Annotated in this window: 18 protein-coding genes, 1 tRNA gene and 1 pseudogene; 8 read left to right on the top strand and 12 right to left on the bottom strand. The window is 65.2% G+C overall.

Annotation, left to right across the window (positions count from 1 at the left end):
• From AX724_RS21180 to gltB, 5 genes and pseudogenes are all read left to right on the top strand, one after another.
• Window positions 1-340 (top strand): annotated as a pseudogene (locus tag AX724_RS21180) (complex I NDUFA9 subunit family protein); the annotation flags it as partial.
• Between the two features lie 112 nt (window positions 341-452).
• Entirely contained in the window at window positions 453-1,259 is an 807-nt protein-coding gene (locus AX724_RS21175; RefSeq protein ID WP_066770880.1) for an undecaprenyl-diphosphate phosphatase, read from the top strand.
• 164 nt (window positions 1,260-1,423) lie between these two features.
• A complete protein-coding gene (locus AX724_RS21170; protein WP_066770878.1) occupies window positions 1,424-2,875 on the top strand; it encodes an NAD(P)-dependent oxidoreductase in 1,452 nt (483 codons plus the stop codon).
• On the top strand, window positions 2,872-3,597 hold the full coding sequence (locus AX724_RS21165; RefSeq protein ID WP_231736787.1) for a DUF2059 domain-containing protein: 726 nt from the start codon (window positions 2,872-2,874) through the stop codon (window positions 3,595-3,597). The genes AX724_RS21170 and AX724_RS21165 overlap by 4 nt, the downstream gene beginning before the upstream one ends.
• Window positions 3,597-8,117 carry a glutamate synthase large subunit gene (gene gltB, locus AX724_RS21160; protein ID WP_066770897.1) on the top strand — a complete coding sequence of 1,507 codons (4,521 nt, stop codon included), beginning with the start codon at window positions 3,597-3,599 and terminating at the stop codon, window positions 8,115-8,117. Before AX724_RS21165 ends, gltB begins: the two co-directional genes overlap by 1 nt.
• Window position 8,118: 1 nt before the next feature.
• On the opposite strand, the gene AX724_RS21155 is transcribed toward gltB, so the two are convergent.
• Window positions 8,119-8,622, bottom strand: a complete 504-nt coding sequence (locus tag AX724_RS21155) for a hypothetical protein (RefSeq protein ID WP_066770876.1) — start codon at window positions 8,620-8,622, stop codon at window positions 8,119-8,121.
• A gap of 161 nt (window positions 8,623-8,783) precedes the next feature.
• Between AX724_RS21155 and AX724_RS21150 the strand changes: the two genes are divergently transcribed.
• Window positions 8,784-8,870: transfer RNA gene (locus AX724_RS21150), tRNA-Leu, on the top strand.
• A gap of 127 nt (window positions 8,871-8,997) precedes the next feature.
• Here the strand turns inward: AX724_RS21150 and AX724_RS21145 are convergent.
• Window positions 8,998-10,089 (bottom strand): branched-chain amino acid aminotransferase, encoded by a 1,092-nt coding sequence (locus AX724_RS21145; RefSeq protein ID WP_066770873.1) that lies wholly within the window; start codon window positions 10,087-10,089, stop codon window positions 8,998-9,000.
• 158 nt (window positions 10,090-10,247) lie between these two features.
• Between AX724_RS21145 and AX724_RS21140 the strand changes: the two genes are divergently transcribed.
• Window positions 10,248-11,264 carry a threonine aldolase family protein gene (locus tag AX724_RS21140; RefSeq protein WP_066770895.1) on the top strand — a complete coding sequence of 339 codons (1,017 nt, stop codon included), beginning with the start codon at window positions 10,248-10,250 and terminating at the stop codon, window positions 11,262-11,264.
• Window positions 11,261-12,154: a DMT family transporter gene (locus AX724_RS21135; RefSeq protein WP_066770871.1), complete on the top strand. Its 894-nt coding sequence runs from the start codon at window positions 11,261-11,263 to the stop codon at window positions 12,152-12,154. Before AX724_RS21140 ends, AX724_RS21135 begins: the two co-directional genes overlap by 4 nt.
• A 10-nt stretch (window positions 12,155-12,164) precedes the next feature.
• Here the strand turns inward: AX724_RS21135 and AX724_RS24270 are convergent, their stop codons facing one another.
• The 10 genes from AX724_RS24270 to AX724_RS21085 all read right to left on the bottom strand — a co-directional run bounded on the left by AX724_RS24270 (window position 12,165) and on the right by AX724_RS21085 (window position 19,094).
• Complete coding sequence (locus AX724_RS24270; protein ID WP_197421661.1) at window positions 12,165-12,311, bottom strand: hypothetical protein; 147 nt, start codon at window positions 12,309-12,311, stop codon at window positions 12,165-12,167.
• A 55-nt stretch (window positions 12,312-12,366) separates the two neighbouring features.
• Window positions 12,367-13,161, bottom strand: coding sequence for an NAD(P)-dependent oxidoreductase (locus AX724_RS21125; protein ID WP_066770860.1), 795 nt, complete (start codon window positions 13,159-13,161; stop codon window positions 12,367-12,369).
• A 17-nt stretch (window positions 13,162-13,178) separates the two neighbouring features.
• On the bottom strand, window positions 13,179-13,538 hold the full coding sequence (locus AX724_RS21120; RefSeq protein WP_066770858.1) for a HesB/IscA family protein: 360 nt from the start codon (window positions 13,536-13,538) through the stop codon (window positions 13,179-13,181).
• Window positions 13,538-13,933, bottom strand: coding sequence for an SUF system Fe-S cluster assembly protein (locus tag AX724_RS21115; protein ID WP_066770856.1), 396 nt, complete (start codon window positions 13,931-13,933; stop codon window positions 13,538-13,540). Before AX724_RS21115 ends, AX724_RS21120 begins: the two co-directional genes overlap by 1 nt.
• On the bottom strand, window positions 13,930-15,132 hold the full coding sequence (locus tag AX724_RS21110; protein WP_066770853.1) for a cysteine desulfurase: 1,203 nt from the start codon (window positions 15,130-15,132) through the stop codon (window positions 13,930-13,932). The genes AX724_RS21115 and AX724_RS21110 overlap by 4 nt, the downstream gene beginning before the upstream one ends.
• Window positions 15,129-15,881 (bottom strand): SufD family Fe-S cluster assembly protein, encoded by a 753-nt coding sequence (locus AX724_RS21105; RefSeq protein ID WP_066770850.1) that lies wholly within the window; start codon window positions 15,879-15,881, stop codon window positions 15,129-15,131. Before AX724_RS21105 ends, AX724_RS21110 begins: the two co-directional genes overlap by 4 nt.
• The gene (sufC, locus tag AX724_RS21100) at window positions 15,878-16,636 is read right to left on the bottom strand and encodes a Fe-S cluster assembly ATPase SufC (RefSeq protein WP_066770892.1); all 759 of its coding nucleotides are present in this window, start codon (window positions 16,634-16,636) and stop codon (window positions 15,878-15,880) included. Before sufC ends, AX724_RS21105 begins: the two co-directional genes overlap by 4 nt.
• A 3-nt stretch (window positions 16,637-16,639) precedes the next feature.
• Entirely contained in the window at window positions 16,640-17,095 is a 456-nt protein-coding gene (locus tag AX724_RS21095) for a hypothetical protein (RefSeq protein ID WP_066770847.1), read from the bottom strand.
• 107 nt (window positions 17,096-17,202) lie between these two features.
• Window positions 17,203-18,687, bottom strand: a complete 1,485-nt coding sequence (sufB, locus tag AX724_RS21090) for a Fe-S cluster assembly protein SufB (RefSeq protein WP_066770844.1) — start codon at window positions 18,685-18,687, stop codon at window positions 17,203-17,205.
• Window positions 18,684-19,094 (bottom strand): RrF2 family transcriptional regulator, encoded by a 411-nt coding sequence (locus AX724_RS21085; RefSeq protein WP_066770841.1) that lies wholly within the window; start codon window positions 19,092-19,094, stop codon window positions 18,684-18,686. The genes sufB and AX724_RS21085 overlap by 4 nt, the downstream gene beginning before the upstream one ends.
• Window positions 19,095-19,122 lie beyond the last annotated feature (28 nt).

Below are 19,122 nucleotides of genomic sequence, written 5' to 3'. Positions count from 1 at the left end.
CGCGCAGGCGCCCGATGTCCATGGCGGCAAGACCTATGAAGTCGCCGGCCCGCAGGTCATGTCCTTGAAGGATATCAACGCCTGGATCGCCAAGGCTATCGGCCGCGACAGGGCACTGGTGGACGTGCCCGGCCCCTTCGCCTCGCTGCTGGCCATGCTGCCCGGCGGACCCATCACCCGCGACCAGCTCGCGATGCTCGGTCGCGACAATATCGCTGCGCCGCAGGCGCAAGGTCTCGCCGCGCTCGGCGTGTCGCCCACCCCCCTCGCCGCGGTCGCGGACCGCTGGCTGGTGCGCTATCGCCGCCATGGCCGCTTTGCCGGCCGCGCGAAGGCCTGATCGACTGCGTATCGAACCTCTTTGATCGCGCCGGACCCGTTTGGGCGGGATTGGCGCGATCGTTTGTTGCGAACCCTTCCTGTCGAGGAAGCGAGAACGGGAGCACGCCTGCATGGACCATATCCTGACCGTCATCCTGCTCGGCATCGTGGAGGGGCTCACCGAATTCCTGCCTGTCTCCTCGACCGGCCACCTCATCCTGGCCAGCGAGCTGCTGGGCTATGACGCGTCCACCTGGGCGATGTTCAACGTCATCATCCAACTGGGCGCGATCCTGGCGGTTGTCGTGCTCTACTGGCGCACCTTCTGGGCGGTGGGCATGGGCCTGTTGCGGCGCGATCCCGTCAGCTGGCGCTTCCTGCGCAACCTGCTCCTCGCCTTCATCCCGGCGGCGGTGATAGGCCTTGCCCTGCACGACTATATCGAAATCCTGCTCGGCGCGCCGCACGTCGTCGCCTGGGCGCTGATCGCGGGCGGCATCGCCATCCTTCTCATCGAACGGGCGGTGAAGGACCAGCGGTTCCACGGCATCGCGGACATCCCGCTCGTCCGGGTTGCGGGGATCGGCTTCGTCCAGTGCCTGGCGATGATCCCCGGCGTCAGCCGGTCCGGCGCGACGATCATGGGCGCGCTGATGCTGGGCGTGGAACGGCGCACCGCCGCCGAATTCAGCTTCTTCCTCGCCATCCCCACCATGTTGGGCGCGACGGCGCTGGAATTGCTCAAGAAAGGCGACCAGCTGACCAGCGCCGCAGTCGGCTGGGGCAGCATCGCGCTGGGCTTCGCTGTCTCCTTTGTCGTGGCAATCGTCGTCATCAGGGCCTTTGTCGGGCTGGTGTCGCGCCATGGATTTGCGCCCTTCGCCTGGTATCGAATCATCGCCGGCGCGGCAGCGCTGATCTGGCTCGCGGCGCGATAGGTCCGACGCGGCCCGATATTGCGCAAGATTATTGCAGGGAAAATCGAATAAATTCAAAATGGCCCGTTAATTAGGTAATATATACTGTCGTTATTTGCAGAATCCGCGTGACTCCGTGGGTTTTTCTGCTATCCGCGCTCTGTCATTCAATGAGAGGCGCAGTCATGGCCGACAATCCGATGCTGAAATTCGTGGGCTTGGGCCAATCCTACCCGGACAAGCGCGCAGCCGACGATCGTGCCGACGATTTTCTCGAAATCAGCCGCACCTTCCTCGTGGAGAAGGCAGAGGAGCAGGCATCGCGCTGTTCGCAATGCGGCGTGCCCTATTGCGCCACCCATTGCCCGCTGCATAATCACATCCCCGACTGGCTGCGGCTGACCGCGGAGGGACGGCTGCGCGAAGCCTATGAGCTTTCCAACCTCACCTCCACCATGCCGGAAATCTGCGGCCGCATCTGCCCGCAGGACCGCCTGTGCGAAGGCAATTGCGTCATCGAATTTTCAGGCCACGGCGCCGTCACCATCGGCTCGGTCGAAAAATTCATCACCGATACCGCCTGGAAGGAAGGCTGGGTCGAACCGCTCGTCCCCGGCGCGGCCACTGGCCAGTCGGTCGGCGTCATTGGCGCTGGCCCCGCTGGCCTCACGACCGCTGAATATCTGCGCGCGGCGGGGCATGACGTGCACGTCTATGACCGGCACGACCGCGCCGGCGGCCTGCTGACCTACGGCATCCCCGGTTTCAAGCTGGAGAAGGACGTCGTCATGCGCCGCATCCAGCGCTTGAAGGACGGCGGCATCGTCTTCCACGAGAGCTTCGAGGTCGGCCGCGACGCCAGCCTGGAGGAACTGCGCCAGCGCCACGACGCCATCCTGATCGCCACCGGCGTCTACAAGCCCCGCGACATCAAGGCCCCCGGTGTCGGCGCGGCGGGCGTGGTCAAGGCGCTCGACTATCTCACCGCATCCAACAAGGCGGGCTTCGGCGGCGCGGTGCCCGAACATGAGGACGGCTCCCTACTCGCGACCGGCAAGAATGTGGTCGTCATCGGCGGTGGCGACACCGCCATGGACTGCGTGCGCACCGCCATCCGCCAGGGCGCGAAGTCGGTGAAGTGCCTCTACCGCCGCGACCGCGACAATATGCCGGGGTCGCAGCGCGAAGTCGCCAATGCCGAGGAGGAAGGCGTCGAGTTCGTCTGGCTCACCGCCCCCATCGCCTTTGAAGGCACGGAACATGTGACCGGCGTCAAGGTGACGAAGATGCGCCTCGGCCAGCCGGATGCGTCCGGTCGCCGCGCGCCCGAGCCGGACCCCGGCAGCGAACACACGCTGGAAGCCGATCTCGTCATCAAGGCTCTGGGCTATGATCCCGAAGACCTGCCAAAGCTGTTCGGTTCGGACGACCTGTCCGTCACCCGCTGGGGCACGTTGCGCGTCGATCACAAGACGATGATGACCAGCGTGGACGGCGTCTTTGCCGCCGGCGACATCGTGCGCGGCGCGAGCCTCGTCGTCTGGGCGATCCGCGACGGCCGCGACGTGACGGACCATATGCACCGTTATCTGCGCACCAGGGCGAAGATAGCGGCAGGCGAGAGGGTCGCGGCGTGAAGCATTTGCTCGCCATCCCGCTGCTGGCGCTGGCCGTACCCGCATTGGCACAGACACCGGCTGCCACCACCTCCGCCGCGCCTCTTGCGCCCGTTGATCCTGCCTTGCTCGCCAAGGCCCGTCCCATCGCCGCCGTCATCATTCCCGATGGCGTCATGGTCCGTATGATGGGGCCCCTGATGCAGAAGATGATCGGTCCGATGCTCGACGGCATGACGAAAATGCCGGTCCGCGATCTTCTGAAGGCGGGCGGCATGGACCCGGCCCAGTCCGATCACCTCAATCCCGCTACGATCGAGCAGGTCATGACCATCGTTGATCCTGCCTATCGCGAGAGGATGCAGATCATGATGGGAGGCATGATGCCCGCTCTCGGCCGGTTCATGGGCCGGTACGAACCCGACCTGCGCGAAGGCATGGCCGAAGCGTTCGCCAGCCGGTACACCGCCGCCGAACTCGACCAGATCGGGGCGTTCATGAGGACGCCGGCCGGTGCGCGGTTCGGCGGGGGCTTCATGGAGCTCGCGACTGACCCCCATTATATTGGGAAAGTCACCTCGATGATGCCCGCTTTGATGCAGGCCATGCCCGACATCATGAAGGAGTCGCAGGCGCAGCTCGCAAAGCTGCCCAAGCCCCGCTCCTTCAAGGACCTCACCCCAGCCGAACGCCAGCGCCTCGAAACGCTGCTCGGCGCAGACCCCAAGAAGGTCGCACAATGATGGACCACATGGAATCCGAACGCCTCCGCCTCGCTCGCGAAGGCATGTACCGCCCCGAATTCGAAGGCGACGCCTGCGGCGTGGGCCTGGTCGCCGCAACGGACGGCCGCCCGTCCCGCAGGGTCGTCGCCTCCGCCATCGATGCGCTGAAAGCCGTGTGGCATCGCGGCGCGGTGGACGCGGACGGCAAGACCGGCGACGGCGCGGGCATCCATGTCGACCTGCCGGTCCGCTTCTTCGACGACGCCATCGCCGATTCGGGCCACAAGCCGCTGCCCAACCGGCTGGCCGTCGGCATGATCTTCCTGCCGCGCACCGACCTTTCGGCCCAGGAAACCTGCCGCACCATCGTCGAGGCGGAAATCATCGACGCGGGCTACACCATTTATGGCTGGCGGCAGGTGCCGGTCGACGTGTCCGTCATCGGTGAAAAGGCACAGCGCACGCGCCCCGAAATCGAGCAGATCATGATCGCCGGCCCCATGCCGGAGGAGCGCGACGTCGCCGAATTCGAGAAGGATCTCTACCTCATCCGCCGCCGGATCGAGAAGAAGGTGATCGCCGCGCAGATCCAGGATTTCTACGTCTGCTCGCTGTCCTGCCGCTCGATCATCTACAAGGGGCTGTTCCTCGCCGAATCGCTGTCGGTCTTTTACCCCGACCTGCAGGACGAACGGTTCGAAAGCCGCGTCGCCATCTTCCACCAGCGCTATTCCACCAACACCTTCCCGCAATGGTGGCTGGCCCAGCCCTTCCGCACGCTGGCGCATAATGGCGAGATCAACACGATCCGCGGCAACAAGAACTGGATGAAGAGCCACGAGATCAAGATGGCCTCGCTGGCCTTTGGCGAACAGTCGGAGGACATCAAGCCCGTCATCCCCGCCGGCGCGTCCGACACCGCGGCGCTCGACGCCGTGTTCGAGGCGATCTGCCGTTCGGGCCGCGACGCGCCCACGGCCAAGCTCATGCTCGTTCCCGAAGCCTGGCAGTCGAACAGTGCCGACCTGCCAAGGCCCCATGCGGACATGTATGAATATCTCGCGTCGGTGATGGAGCCGTGGGACGGCCCCGCCGCGCTCGCCATGACGGACGGACGCTGGGTCGTGGCCGGCGTGGACCGCAACGCGCTGCGTCCGCTGCGCTATACGCTGACGGGCGACAATCTGCTGATCGTCGGTTCGGAAACCGGCATGGTCGTGGTTCCCGAAACCACGATCGTTAAGAAGGGCCGGATGGGTCCCGGCCAGATGATCGCCGTGGACCTCAACGAAGGCGAAATCTATGACGATCGCGCGATCAAGGACCGGATCGCTGGCGAACGTCCCTATGGCGACCTCATCAAGGACTTCCTGACCGTCAATGATCTGGCCGACGCGCCCAGCGCGTTGCCGGCTTGGGACAAGACGGAACTCACCCGCCGCCAAGTCGCCGCCAACCTGACGCTGGAGGACATGGAGCTGATCCTCAGCCCCATGGTGGAGGATGCGAAGGAAGCGGTCGGCTCCATGGGCGACGACACGCCGCTCGCCGTGATTTCCGACAAGCCGCGCACGATCAGCCATTTCTTCCGGCAGAATTTCAGCCAGGTCACGAACCCGCCGATCGATCCGTTGCGCGAACGCTATGTCATGAGCCTCAAGACGCGCTTCTCCAACCTCCACAACATCCTGGAGGAAGGGGCGCAGAACAGCCATGTGCTGGTGCTCGATTCGCCTGTCGTCACCAGCGCCGAATGGGCACGGCTCAAGGCCTATTTCGGCCCGGCCGTGGCGGAGATCGACTGCACCTTCCCGTCGAGCGGCGGGCAGGAACAGCTGCGCGCCGCGATCCGCCGCATTCGCGAGGAAGCGGAGCAGGCCGTGCGCGAAGGCCGCACTGAAATCTTCCTGACCGACGAGGGCGTCGGCCCCGATCGGGTGGCGATCCAGGGCGTGCTCGCGGCCGCCGCCGTACACACCCATCTGGTGCGCAAGGGGCTGCGTTCCTACGCCTCCATCAACATCCGCTGCTCCGAAGCGATCGACACCCATTATTTCGCGGTTCTGATCGGCGTGGGTGCGACGACGGTGAACGCCTATCTGGCCGAAGCCAGCATCGCGGATCGGCATGCACGCGGCCTGTTCGGCGACCTGTCCTTCGACCAATGCGTCGAACGCTACCGCACCGCCATCAACGAAGGCCTGCTGAAGATCATGTCCAAGATGGGCATCGCGGTCATCAGCTCCTATCGCGGCGGCTATAATTTCGAAGCGGTGGGCTTGTCCCGCGCGCTGGTGAACGATCTCTTCCCCGGCATGCCGGCGAAGATTTCGGGCGAAGGCTATGCCTCGCTCCACCACAGCGCGACGCTGCGCCACGAAGCCGCCTATGACGCCGCCGTAGTCCGCCTGCCGGTCGGCGGCTTCTACCGCCAGCGCAACGGGGGCGAAAGCCACGCCTATTCGGCGCAGCTCATGCACCTGCTCCAGACCGCCGTGGCGACCGACAGCTATTCGACCTATCTGCAATTTTCGCGCGGGGTGCGCGACCTGCCACCTGTCTATCTGCGCGACCTGATGGAGTTCAACTTCGCACGCGAGGCGGTGCCGATCGACGAGGTGGAAGCCACCACCGAAATCCGCAAGCGCTTCGTGACGCCGGGCATGAGCCTTGGCGCGCTCTCTCCCGAAGCGCACGAAACGCTCGCCATCGCGATGAACCGCATCGGCGCCAAGGCCGTGTCGGGAGAGGGCGGCGAGGACGCCAACCGCTTCAAGCCCTACGAAAATGGCGACAATGCCAATTCCGTGATCAAGCAGATCGCGTCGGGCCGCTTCGGCGTCCATGCGGAATATCTGGGGTCCGCCGAGGAGATCGAGATCAAGGTCGCGCAGGGTGCCAAGCCCGGCGAGGGCGGTCAGTTGCCCGGCTTCAAGGTGACGGAATTCATCGCGAAGCTGCGCCATTCCACGCCGGGCGTCACGCTCATTTCGCCGCCGCCGCATCACGACATCTATTCGATCGAGGATCTCGCCCAGCTCATCTACGACTGCAAGCAGATCAACCCGCGCGCGAAGGTCTGCGTGAAGCTGGTCAGCCAGGCCGGCATCGGCACCGTGGCCGCGGGCGTGGCGAAGGCGCATGCCGATGTCATCCTGGTCGCCGGCCATGTCGGCGGCACCGGCGCTTCGCCCCAGACCAGCATCAAATATGCCGGCACGCCATGGGAAATGGGCCTCAGCGAAACCAATCAGGTGCTCACCCTCAATGGCTTGCGCCACCGGGTGAAGCTGCGCACGGACGGCGGCCTCAAGACCGGGCGCGACATCGTCATCGCCGCGATCCTGGGCGCGGAGGAATATGGCATCGGGACATTGAGCCTCGTCGCCATGGGCTGCATCATGGTGCGTCAATGCCACAGCAACACCTGCCCGGTGGGCGTGTGCGTGCAGGACGAGAAGCTCCGCCAGAAGTTCACCGGCACGCCGGAGAAGGTCATCAACCTCATGACCTTCATCGCTGAGGAAGTGCGCGAGATCCTCGCTCGCCTCGGCTTCCGCAGCCTGGACGAGGTGATCGGCCGCACCGAACTCCTGAAGCAGGTCAATCGCGGGGCGGAGCATCTCGACGATCTCGACCTCAACCCCATCCTCGCCAAGGTGGACGCGCCGGACGACCAGCGCCGCTTCAGCCTGGGCGGGCGCAATCCGGTGCCCGACAGCCTGGATGCGCAGATGATGAAGGACGCGCGCGCCGTGTTCGAACGCGGCGAGAAGATGCAGCTCACCTATACGGTGCGCAACACGCACCGCGCCGTGGGCACCCGCCTGTCGGCCGCCGTCACCGAACGGTTCGGCATGTCCACGCTGGCGGACGGGCACCTGACGGTCCGGCTTCGCGGATCGGCGGGCCAGTCGCTCGGCGCGTTCCTGTGCAAGGGCATCACCCTGGAAGTGTTCGGCGACGCCAACGACTATGTGGGCAAGGGGCTGTCGGGCGGCATCATCAAGGTACGCACAACCGTCTCTTCGCCCCTGTCGTCGAAGGACAATACGATCATCGGCAACACTGTCCTCTATGGCGCGACTGCCGGCAAGCTGTTCGCGGCGGGCCAGGCGGGCGAGCGGTTCGCCGTCCGCAACTCGGGCGCGCAGGTCGTGGTCGAAGGCTGCGGCGCGAACGGGTGCGAATATATGACCGGCGGCACGGCGGTCATCCTGGGCAAGGTCGGCGCAAACTTCGGCGCAGGCATGACCGGCGGCATGGCCTTCATCCTCGACGAGGACGGCAGCTTCGCCGCGCAGGCCAATCCGGAAAGCATCGTCTGGCAACGGCTCGACAGCGCCTATTGGGAAGCACTGGTGAAGGGGCTGATCGCGGAACATGCGGTCGCGACCGACAGCCGCTGGTCGAACACCATCCTCGACGACTGGGACCGCTGGCGTCGCTACATCTGGCAGGTGTGCCCCAAGGAAATGGTGAACCGGCTGGCCCATCCCCTGAGCGACACGTCGGCAGCGACGGTCGCCGCCGAGTGAGTCAGGGCATCGCTGCTGCCGCCCTCCTGACGAGCGGCGGCGGCGATGCCGATCCGTCGCCGCCAGGCACTTTACTTTCGGGAACGGGGCGCCCAGCCACATCGCTGCCGGCGAAGCGCACGATATTGGCCGGCAGTTGCTGTATTGACGGCGGCGCGGGGGGCGCACTCTCCTCGGCCGGCTCATCGGCCAGATAATCACGCACCACCGGGTCGGCACTGTCGCGGCCGATACCATCCGGATCCCAGCCGACCATGTCCGCGCGCCATTGCCGTTCCGCAAGCGTCGGCCCGCATCCCGAGCACTTGACCTCCGCCGGTCCGCGCATGTCCTGCGCCCCATAGGGCACCGCGTCCTGCGCGACGAAATCGACCCCTGCGTCGGCCACAGGCTCGTCAGCCGGCGATTGCGCCTGCGGGCTGGTGGCGTACGTCCCCAGTCCCAAACCCATTGCAACGGCGGCCGTCATCGTCATGCCCGCCATGATCCAGTTCGATCGCGGCATCACCCTGTCTCCCAGCGCCTGCGGCCCTCTCCTGCCGCCCTGCATCATCGTCTCCGATGGATCATAACGCAAAGTACGATCGGTTGTTGCATGACCCAAAAGCCTTTGCTAAGGGCCGCCTCCTACCAAGGCACCGGCCCCGCCGGTTTCCCTGTTGATGTGCGGTCGTGGCGGAATTGGTAGACGCGCAACGTTGAGGTCGTTGTGGCCGAAAGGCCGTGGAAGTTCGAGTCTTCTCGACCGCACCATCACTCCTGACAGCATGACGAAACACGGGCCTGGCAGCTTGCTCCGGCTCGCTTGTCGGCGTCGCACAGCATAGGGCCGGCGGACCCCGAAAGTCCCGCCGGCCACTTCACAGCATCTTGCGTGATATCAGATCGTTCGCACCCAACCGGCCGGATCGGCCACCGTGCCGCGCTGGATGCCGGTCAGTTCCGCGCGCAGGCTTTCGGTCACGATGCCGCCGTCGCCATTGCCGACCGTGAAGTCGCCGCCCACGCTCTTGACCGTGCCGATCGGCGTCACCACCGCCGCGGTCCCGCAGGCGAAGGCCTCGCGCAAGCGACCGCTCGCCGCATCCTCACGCCACTGGGCAAAGCTGTAGGGTTCCTCGCGCACGTCATGCCCCTTCGCACGCGCCAGGCTGATGATCGAGTTGCGGGTGATACCGGGCAGGATGGTGCCGGTCAGCGGGGGCGTGACGATCGACCCGTCATCCATCACGAAGAAGACGTTCATGCCGCCCAGTTCCTCGACCCATTTATTTTCCGCCGCGTCGAGGAAGACGACCTGGTCGCAGCCATGGCCGATCGCCTCCTTCTGCGCCACCAGGCTGGCGGCATAGTTGCCGCCGCACTTGGCAGCGCCCGTGCCCCCCCGCGCCGCGCGGGTATAATGTTCCGATACCCACAGCGTCACCGCCTTCTTGCCACCCTTGAAATAAGCACCCGCGGGTGAGGCGATCACGCAGAAGATATATTCGTTCGACGGGCGCACGCCCAGAAACGCCTCGCTGGCGAACTGGAAGGGGCGCAGGTACAGGCTACCCTCGCCACCGGGTATCCAGCCGGCGTCGATCTTCACCAGCTCCTCGCACGCTTGCAGGAACAGCTCCTCTGGCAGCACCGGCATGGCGAGCCGCTCGGCGGACTCCGCGAAGCGCCGGGCATTTTCCTCCGGCCGGAACATGGCGATTCGCCCGTCCGCCAACCGATAGGCCTTCATGCCCTCGAAAATTTCCTGCGCATAATGGAGCACGGCGCAGGCCGGGTCCATTTCGAAGGGCTTGCGTGGCTCCACCTTATGGCTGTGCCAGCCCTGCCCCTCGGTATAGCGGATCGTCACCATATGGTCGGTGAAGAGCCGCCCGAAACCGGGGTCCTCAAGCAGTACAGCGCGCTCGTTCGCCGCGACAGCCTGGCTGTTGCGGGTGACGGTAAAGCGCGACATCTGCTCGGCTGCCATAGTGAGTCTCCTTGGTCTGGCTCGAAGGGGCCGCCTATGTCACAGAGCGGCTTGCGAAACAATGGGTCATATATGCTGACCAATTTGGCCCGGCCAGGGCCAACCGGGCGGCGCCGGCCTCTTCCCGCCCGGCTGCTCCACCGCTATCGCTCGGTTCCATGCACTTTTTTTCCGACAATATGACGCCCGTCTGTCCGCCTGTCATGGCCGCGATCGCCGCCGCCGATCCCGCCGACCATGGCTATGATGGCGACGCGTGGAGTGCCCGGATGGACGGCGTCTTTTCCGAACTGTTCGAAACGGAGGTGAAGGCGCTCTGGGTTGCGACCGGCACCGCGGCGAACTGCATCGCGCTGGCCACCCTTTGCCCCCCTTATGGCGGCATCCTCGCCCATGAAGAGGCCCATATCGTCGTAGACGAATGTGGGGCGCCCGGCTTCTTCACCCACGGCGCCACGGTGATGACCCTGCCCGGCGAAGGCGCGAAGCTGACGCCGGACGTGGTGGCCGCCCGGCTTGCGACGATCCGCGCCGATGTTCATCAATCGCCTGCCCGTGCGATCAGCATCACGCAGGCGAGCGAATATGGCCGCGTCTATATGCCTGCCGAAGTGGCCGCGCTGGGCGACATCGCCCGCGCCCACGGCCTTGGCTTCCACATGGACGGCGCGCGCTTCGCCAATGCGGTCGCGCATATCGGCTGCGCGCCCGCCGACGTCACCTGGCGCGCCGGGGTCGATGCCCTGTCCTTCGGCTGCGTCAAAAATGGCGGCATGGTGGGCGAGGCGCTGCTCTTCTTCGGCCCGCAGGCGAAGGATCGCGCGGCGGAAGCAAAGCGCTGGCGCAAGCGCTCCGGCCATCTCTTCTCGAAGGGCCGCTATCTCGCTGCCCAGATCCTTTGCCTGGTCGAGGGCGACCTCTGGCTCGCCAACGGCCGCGCCGCCAACGCCGCGGCGCAGGCGCTGGCGCAGAGCGTCCCCAACCGCCTGCTTCACCCGGTGGAGGCCAACGAACTCTTCATCCGCCTCAGCGCGCCGGAGGCCGCGCGGCTGCGGGACGCGGGTTTCGATTTCTACGACTGGGGCGAAGGCGCAGCCCGGCTTGTCACCAACTGGGCGCAGGACGCCACCAGCGTCGCTCCGCTTGCCGTCGCGTTAAGGGCGCTCGATCCATGAGCGCACCAAGGAGCAGCGTCGCCCTGCCCTTCATTCTTGTCACCCTGATCTGGAGCTCGACCTGGATCGTCATCCGCGACCAGATCGGTTCGGTTCCCGCCAGCTGGTCCGTTTGTTATCGCTTCCTGGTCGCCGGGGTCGCCATGGCGATCTTTGCAAAGATACGACGGGTGCCGCTCGGGATCGGCCCCGCCGGGCTGTTGTTCGCCGCCGCGCTCGGCGTCGCCCAGTTCGTCCTGAACTTCAACTTCGTCTATCGCGCCGAACATTTCCTGACCTCTGGCGTGGTCGCCGTCCTCTATGCGATGTTGCTCATCCCCAATTCGATTCTGGCCTGGCTGATCTTCCGGCAGCCGGTCAGTCGCGCCTTCATCGGCGGATCGGTCGTGGCGGTGTCGGGCATCGTCCTCATGCTGCTGCATGAATATCGAGCAGCGCCATTGGCCGGTCATGCGGTGCTGCTGGGCGCGGCCTTCTCGATCGCGGGACTGCTCAGCGCATCGGCCGCGAATGTCATGCAAGGCATGCAGATCGCCCGGCGGCTGCCGATGGTGGCGGTCCTGACATGGGCGATGCTGATCGGCGCGGCGCTGGATGCGGCGCTTGCCTGGGCGACGGTCGGGCCGCCCGTGTTCGACACCCGGCCCGCCTACCTGCTGGGCGTCGCCTGGCTCGGCATTGCCGGGTCGGTCGTCACCTTCCCGCTCTATTTCACGCTGATCCAGCGCATGGGCGCGGGACGCGCCGCCTATACCAGCGTGCTGATCCCGGTCATCGCCATGCTCATCTCGACGCTGGCGGAGGGCTATCGCTGGTCGCCGCTTGCCATTTCAGGCGCGCTTCTGGCGGTGGCGGGCATGGCCATCGCCCTGCGCGCGAAAGCCGCCTGACGATCCGATCTCAGCGCAGCTGATAGCGCTGCTTGGCGGCGTTCACCCGGTCGATCAGGCTGGCGATGGAGGGCGGTTGCCCCCCGGCGCGGCGGGGCGCGGACATATCGCTCATGCGGTGGCTGAGGGCAGCGAAGCTCTTGTCGAAACGGGTCATGCCCCGCTTGTCGCGATCGCTGGTTAACGCCGCGTAAACCACGCGACGAACCGCATCACAGGCACGCCCGCAACCCTTGCGCATAGGTCGGATAGCGCGGCGACCAGCCCAGCAGCCGCTTCGCTCGCCCGTTCGCGACGCGCCGGTTTTCCGCATAGAAGCCGCGCGCCATAGGCGACAGCTGTGCCTCGTCCATCGTCTGCAATCGCGGCCAGGGCAAGCCCAGCAGGTCGCACGCCGTCTCTATCACCCGGTTCTGGCCGCACGGCAAATCATCCGCCAGATTATAGATGCCCGCCGGCCCGTCGAACGAGGCGATCATGCCGGAAACGATGTCGTCCACATGCACGCGGCTGAAGACCTGGCCCGGCAGCGCGATGCGATGCGCGCGCCCTTCGCGTACCCGGTCCAGCGCCGATCGCCCCGGCCCGTAAATGCCCGGCAGCCGGAAGCGCCGCATGTCAGCGCGCAATGCGCCCCATTGCAGGTCCGCCTGCGCGCGCGCCGTCCGCCGCCCGATGCCGACCGGGCTTGCTTCATCCACCCATGCCCCTCCGGTGTCGCCATAGACGCCCGTGGACGACAGATAGCCGGTCCATAGCGCCGGCGCCGCGGCAATCGCTGCGCCATAGCGTTCAAGGACGGGATCGCCTTCCCCCTCGGGCGGCACGGACGACAGGATATGGCTCGCCCCGGCAATGGCCGCGCGCACCGCCTCGTCGTCATCGAATGCTAAGGTCTCGGGTCCAGCCGCACGCCGCACCCCGGTCACCCGCCAGCCCTCGCCCCGCAGCCGTGCTGCCAGCAGCCCGGCCGTATAGCCCATGCCAAGGATCAGCAGATGGGGCACAACCGGCGAAACGCGCGTCAGACCGTGAAGCTCTCGCCGCAGCCGCAGCTGCCCTTCGCGTTTGGATTGTTGAAGACGAAGCCGGCAGTGAAGTCGTCCTCCACCCAGTCCATCGTCGATCCCACCAGATAGAGCACCGATCCACCGTCGATGTAGAAGGTGCCGCCGGGCGTCTCGATCTTCTCGTCGAACTTGGCTTCCTGCGTCACATAGTCGACCGAATAGGCAAGGCCCGAACAGCCCCGGCGCGGCGTCGACAGCTTGACCCCGATCGCGCCTTCAGGGGCCTGTCCCATCAATTCTGCGATGCGCGCCTCCGCGCTCGGCGTCAGGATGACGGCAGCGGGCCGGGCGCGGGTCTTGGTCTCGACAGTCATCACAGCATTCCCAGTTCGAGCTTCGCCTCGTCGCTCATCTTCTGCGGGTCCCATGGCGGATCCCAGACAAGGTTGACTTCCACGTCCCCCACACCGGGCACCGCGCCGACGCGCAGTTCGACCTCGGCGGGCATCGATTCCGCGACCGGACAGTGCGGTGTCGTCAGTGTCATGGTGACGACCGCATGACCGTCATCCGTTACATCGACCCCGTAGATCAGGCCAAGATCATAGATGTTGACCGGAATTTCAGGGTCGAAAATTTCCTTCAGCGCCAGGAAACCGTCCAGATAGTCGCGCTGGCGCGGGCCGGCTTCCACCTCTTCCACGCGTGCCTTGGGCGGCGCGTCCACCGCCTCGACTTCTTCCACCATGATCTTGCGTTCCTCGGTCATCCGAAGATCTTCCTTACCCGTTCCAGTCCCGCGACCAGCGCGTCCACGTCGCCCTCGTCGCTATAAATGCCAAAGCTCGCCCGCGCGGTCGCCTCGACGCCCAAATGCCGCATCAGCGGCTGGGCGCAGTGATGGCCCGCACGGATCGCCACGCCCGTCTCGTCCAATATGGTGCCGACGTCGTGCGGATGCACCCCCTCCACTTCGAAGGAAAGAATGCCCGCGCTATCCTCCGGCCCGAAGACGCGTACGCTGTTGATCTGATCCAGCGCCGTGCGCGCCTTCCCAACCAGCGCGCATTCATGCGCGTGGATGCGGTCAAGACCTATGGCAGCCACATAATCGATGGCGGCGGAAAGACCGACGACGCCGGTGATATGCGGCGTCCCTGCCTCGAACCGGGTGGGCGCGGGGGCATAGGTCGTCTTCTCGAATGTCACCTTGTCGATCATCGATCCGCCGCCCTGATAGGGCGGCATCGCGTCGAGCAGCTCCTTGCGCGCCCACAGCACCCCGATCCCGGTGGGGCCGTAGAGCTTGTGCGCGGAAAAAACGTAGAAATCGCAGTCCAGTGCCTGCACATCCACCGCGATGCGCGGCACTGCCTGGCACCCGTCGATCAAAATCTTCGCGCCATGCCGATGGGCAATATCCGATGCACGCCGCACGTCCAGCACGCTGCCCAGCACGTTCGAGACATGGGCCAGCGCCACCAGCTTGTGCGCGGGCGTGATCATCGCCGCCATCGCATCAAGATCGATCCGCCCGTCCGCCGTCAGCGGCACCACGTCGATCGCCGCGCCCACCCGCTCGGCCACCATCTGCCACGGCACGATATTGCTGTGATGCTCAAGGCAAGAGAGAAGGATGCGGTTTCCCGCCTCCAGCTGCGTCCCCGCCCAGCACTGCGCGACGAGGTTGATCCCTTCGGTTGCGCCGCGCACATAGACGATCTCGCTGTCCGACGCTGCGCCAATGAACCCCGCCACCTTGCGCCGTGCCGCCTCATAGGCGAGCGTCATGTTCGCCGACCGCTCATAGACGCCGCGATGCACCGTCGCATAATCGGGACCATAGGCCCGCGCGATGGCGTCAATCACGGCCTGCGGCTTCTGCGCCGTCGCCGCGCTATCCAGATAATGCCAGTCGCCCACGCCGGGAAAATGGTGGCGCAGGGTCAACGCGGACGTGACGCTCATACCAGCGCCTCCAGCTTGGCCATCGCCGCCGCCTCCAGGGCGTCCTTCACGCCCTCGTCGGCAACGTCGTCGAACACCCCCGCGACGAACGCCTTCAGCAGCAAAGTCTTGGCCGTCGCCGGGTCCATGCCACGCGACGCCATGTAGAACAGCGCCGCTCTGTCCAATTCACCCACCGTCGCGCCATGGGCGCACTTCACGTCATCGGCGAAAATCTCCAGCTCCGGCTTGGCGTTCGCCGTCGCCGTGCGGTCCAGCAACATCGCCTTCACCGACTGGAACGCGTCCGTGCGCTGCGCGTCGCGCGCCACGTTGATGGAACCGAGATAGCTGCCTGTCGCATGGCTGCCCAGGATCGAGCGGATGGTCTGGCCACTGGTCGCGTCGGGTTGCGCATGAACGACCTTCGTCACGATCTCCAGCACCTGATCCCCGCCACCGATGATCGCGCCATTCAGTTCGAAATGGCTGCCCCGACCCAGCGTCACGTCGAAGGTCACGCGCCCCAGCTTGCCGCCGACATTCAGCACGTGGAAATCGCACCGCGCCCCGTCCGCGACGTCGATGACATAGTCATGCACCGCCGCTGCACCGTCGGCCGCATCCTGCAGCAAATGGTGGCGCGCAGATTGACCGGCCGCCACGTCAATGTGCGTTGCCGCGGGCGTCGGCCAGAGGGTCGCCAGCGCATCAAGGTCACTGTAGCGCCAGGCTTCGTCCTTGCGGGTCGGCAGGGTGAGAGCGTTCACGCGGCCACCACCTCGGCATAGCCTTCGCGCTCCAGTTCCAGCGCCAGTTCGGGGCCGCCCGACTTGACGATCCGGCCGCCGGCCAGGACATGGACGAAGTCCGGCTTCACATAGTCTAGCAGGCGTTGATAGTGAGTGATGAGCAGCACCGCCTTGTCGGGTCCACCCTCTTTCTGGCGCATGATGGCATTGATGCCCGAGCCCACGATCTTGAGTGCGTCGATGTCGAGGCCCGAGTCCGTCTCGTCCAATATCGCCAGCTTCGGGTCGAGAATGCCCATCTGCACCATTTCGGCCCGCTTCTTCTCGCCGCCTGAAAAGCCGACATTCACCGGGCGCTTCAGCATCTCCATGTCGAGGCCAAGCAGCCCGGCCTTCTCCTTGGCCAGCCGGATGAACTCCCCGCCATTCAACTCCGCCTCGCCCCGCGCGCGCTTCTGACTGTTGAGGGATTCGCGCAGGAACTGCAGGTTGGACACGCCCGGTATCTCGACCGGATATTGGAAGCCCAGGAACAGTCCGGCCGCTGCGCGCTCATGCGGCTCCATATCGAGCAGGTCGGCGCCCTCGAAGGTCGCAGAGCCGCCTGTCACTTCATAGCCTGGCCGCCCGCCCAGCGTGTAGGCCAGCGTTGATTTGCCCGCGCCGTTCGGCCCCATGATCGCATGGACTTCGCCCGCGTTGATGGAGAGCGACAGGCCCTTCAGGATCGCCTTGCCGTCAATCTCGTTGGACAGGTTTTCGATCGTCAGCATCATTCAACCCTTATGTGCGCGCTGGAGTGTCCGCGCGGTCCAGAAGGCCATGTCGCGCACGTCGCCCGGCGCGGGGAACAGCGTGTCGATATGGCGCTTGATGGGCATATAGGGCCACCAGTCGGCCCCGGCTTCGGGCGACCCCTTGTCGAGCAGCCCGGTCACGAATTCAGTCACCGGCCCCATGCGGGCGAGATTGGGGGCCTTCGCCTTGTGGAAAGCCTTGTCGCTCTTCAGCTTCTCGGTAAAGGCGACATCGCCCTTCTCCAGTGCGTCGCGGCATTCCGCCTGATAAGCGTCGAGATCGCCAAAATCCTTGCGCGCCCGCGCCTCAAGCTCGCCCTCTTCCAGCTCATAATCCTCGGTCAGGATACGGATCGCGGCGGTCCACGCCTGGCCATTGCCCACATCTTCCGCGAAATCCGCCAGGGCATCCTGAATATCGTCTTCGTCGCTCAAGTCTCTTTCCTCATCATTCCGTTTTCGTCACCCCGGCCTTGACCCCGCGGCCCGCTGCCCTCGAAGACAAGCGGGATGCCGGATCAGGTCCGGCCTGACGTGCAATATTATCCCACGCTGCCTTCAAGACTGATGCCCAGCAGCTTCTGCGCCTCGACCGCGAACTCCATGGGAAGTTGCTGCAGCACCTCGCGCGCGAAGCCGTTGACGATCAAGCCGACCGCCGCTTCCTGATCGAGGCCCCGCTGCATCGCGTAGAACAGCTGGTCGTCGCTGATCTTGCTGGTCGTCGCCTCATGCTCGATCTGCGCGCTCGGGTTGCGCACCTCGATATAGGGCACGGTATGCGCGCCACACTGGTCGCCCAGCAGCAAGCTGTCGCACTGGGTGAAGTTGCGCACCCCCTCCGCCCCCGGCCCGACGCGCACCAACCCGCGATATGTGTTGTTGCTCCGCCCCGCACTGATCCCCTTCGACACGATCGTCGACCGCGACCCCTTGCCGTTATGGATCATCTTCGTGCCGGTGTCGGCCTGCTGCATGTTATTGGTCAGCGCGACGGAGTAGAATTCGCCGACGCTGTTCTCGCCATTGAGCACGCAGGACGGATATTTCCAGGTGATCGCGCTGCCCGTCTCCACCTGCGTCCAGCTGACCTTGGAGTTGCGCCCCTGGCACAAGGCGCGCTTGGTCACGAAATTATAAATGCCGCCCTTGCCCTGCTCGTCGCCGGGATACCAGTTCTGGACGGTCGAATATTTGATCTCGGCGTCGTCCAGCGCGACCAGTTCCACGACGGCGGCGTGCAACTGATTCTCGTCGCGCATCGGCGCGGTGCAGCCTTCGAGGTAGGAGACATAGGCCCCTTCGTCCGCGACGATCAGCGTCCGCTCGAACTGCCCGGTATTCTCCGCATTGATGCGGAAATAGGTGGACAGCTCCATCGGGCAGCGCACGCCCTTGGGAATGTAGACGAACGTCCCATCGGAAAAGACCGCGCAGTTCAATGTCGCGAAATAATTGTCGTGCATGGGCACGACCTTGCCCAGCCATTTGCGGATCAGGTCGGGATATTCCTTCACCGCCTCGCTGATGGAGCGGAAGATGACGCCTGCTTCTTCCAGCTCCTTGCGGAAGGTCGTGGCGACCGAGACGCTGTCGAACACCGCGTCCACCGCGACCTTGCGCGCGCCCTTTACGCCGGCCAGCACTTCCTGCTCGGCGATCGGGATGCCCAGCTTCTTATAGGTGGCGAGAATCTCGGGATCGACCTCGTCAAGGCTGTTCAGCTCCGCCTTCTTCTTGGGCTCGGCATAATAATAGGCGTCCTGATAGTCGATCGGCGGCACGTTGAGCTTTGCCCAGTCGGGCGCCTCCATCTCCTTCCACATGGCGAACGCCTTCAGCCGCCAGTCGAGCAGCCATTGCGGTTCGCCCTTCTTGGCGGAAATGAAGCGGACAGTGTCCTCGTTCAGCCCCTTGGGCGCGAAATCCTGCTCGATTTCCGACGACCAGCCATGCTCGTATGTCGAGGCGCGCTGCGCCGCGTCGAAAGCTTCCTGATTACGCACTGCGGTTGCTTCGTCGGTCATGCCATTTCTCTCGTCAAACTCGCGATCGTCACCCCCGCGAGCGCGGAGCGGATCGCATTGTTCGCCACATTCATGTGCGGGCGGATACGGCAGTCCGTCTCCAGATTGCAGTCATGCGCGCCCATTTCCGTGCAGGCGGTCATGGCGATGGGGCCTTCCACCGCCTCCACCACATCGGCCAGCGTGATCGCGGCAGGCGGGCGCGACAGGCGCACGCCGCCGCCGGTTCCCCGGCTGGATTCAAGCAGCCCCGCCGCCGACAGGCGGCTTACCAGCTTCTGCGCGGTGGGCAGCGGAATACCGGTCTCGGCGCTCAGCGTCGTCGCGTTCATCTTTGCAGCACCGCAATGGCGCGCGGCCGCGCTCATCAATACCACGGCATAGTCAGCGAAACTCGACAGACGCATTGCAAACCATTCTCAAATCAGATCGATT

The sequence above is a fragment of the Sphingobium sp. CCH11-B1 genome, from assembly GCF_001556865.1.
GTDB lineage: Bacteria > Pseudomonadota > Alphaproteobacteria > Sphingomonadales > Sphingomonadaceae > Sphingobium.
Note: the sequence above shows the minus strand (reverse complement) of the source record. Positions and strands in the feature narration are given on the sequence as shown.

Bases quoted from the DNA above. Each gene is read 5' to 3' on its own strand.
- AX724_RS21120 (WP_066770858.1), bottom strand. From the start codon at position 13,538: ATGACTGTCGAGACCAAGACCCGCGCCCGGCCCGCTGCCGTCATCCTG.
- AX724_RS21110 (WP_066770853.1), bottom strand. From the start codon at position 15,132: ATGAGCGTCACGTCCGCGTTGACCCTGCGCCACCATTTTCCCGGCGTG.
- AX724_RS21145 (WP_066770873.1), bottom strand. From the start codon at position 10,089: ATGGCAGCCGAGCAGATGTCGCGCTTTACCGTCACCCGCAACAGCCAG.
- gltB (WP_066770897.1), top strand. From the start codon at position 3,597: ATGGACCACATGGAATCCGAACGCCTCCGCCTCGCTCGCGAAGGCATG.
- sufB (WP_066770844.1), bottom strand. From the start codon at position 18,687: ATGACCGACGAAGCAACCGCAGTGCGTAATCAGGAAGCTTTCGACGCG.
- AX724_RS21135 (WP_066770871.1), top strand. From the start codon at position 11,261: ATGAGCGCACCAAGGAGCAGCGTCGCCCTGCCCTTCATTCTTGTCACC.
- AX724_RS21175 (WP_066770880.1), top strand. From the start codon at position 453: ATGGACCATATCCTGACCGTCATCCTGCTCGGCATCGTGGAGGGGCTC.
- AX724_RS24270 (WP_197421661.1), bottom strand. From the start codon at position 12,311: ATGACCCGTTTCGACAAGAGCTTCGCTGCCCTCAGCCACCGCATGAGC.
- sufC (WP_066770892.1), bottom strand. From the start codon at position 16,636: ATGCTGACGATCGAAAACCTGTCCAACGAGATTGACGGCAAGGCGATC.
- AX724_RS21155 (WP_066770876.1), bottom strand. From the start codon at position 8,622: ATGCCGCGATCGAACTGGATCATGGCGGGCATGACGATGACGGCCGCC.
- AX724_RS21140 (WP_066770895.1), top strand. From the start codon at position 10,248: ATGCACTTTTTTTCCGACAATATGACGCCCGTCTGTCCGCCTGTCATG.
- AX724_RS21115 (WP_066770856.1), bottom strand. From the start codon at position 13,933: ATGACCGAGGAACGCAAGATCATGGTGGAAGAAGTCGAGGCGGTGGAC.
- AX724_RS21085 (WP_066770841.1), bottom strand. From the start codon at position 19,094: ATGCGTCTGTCGAGTTTCGCTGACTATGCCGTGGTATTGATGAGCGCG.
- AX724_RS21170 (WP_066770878.1), top strand. From the start codon at position 1,424: ATGGCCGACAATCCGATGCTGAAATTCGTGGGCTTGGGCCAATCCTAC.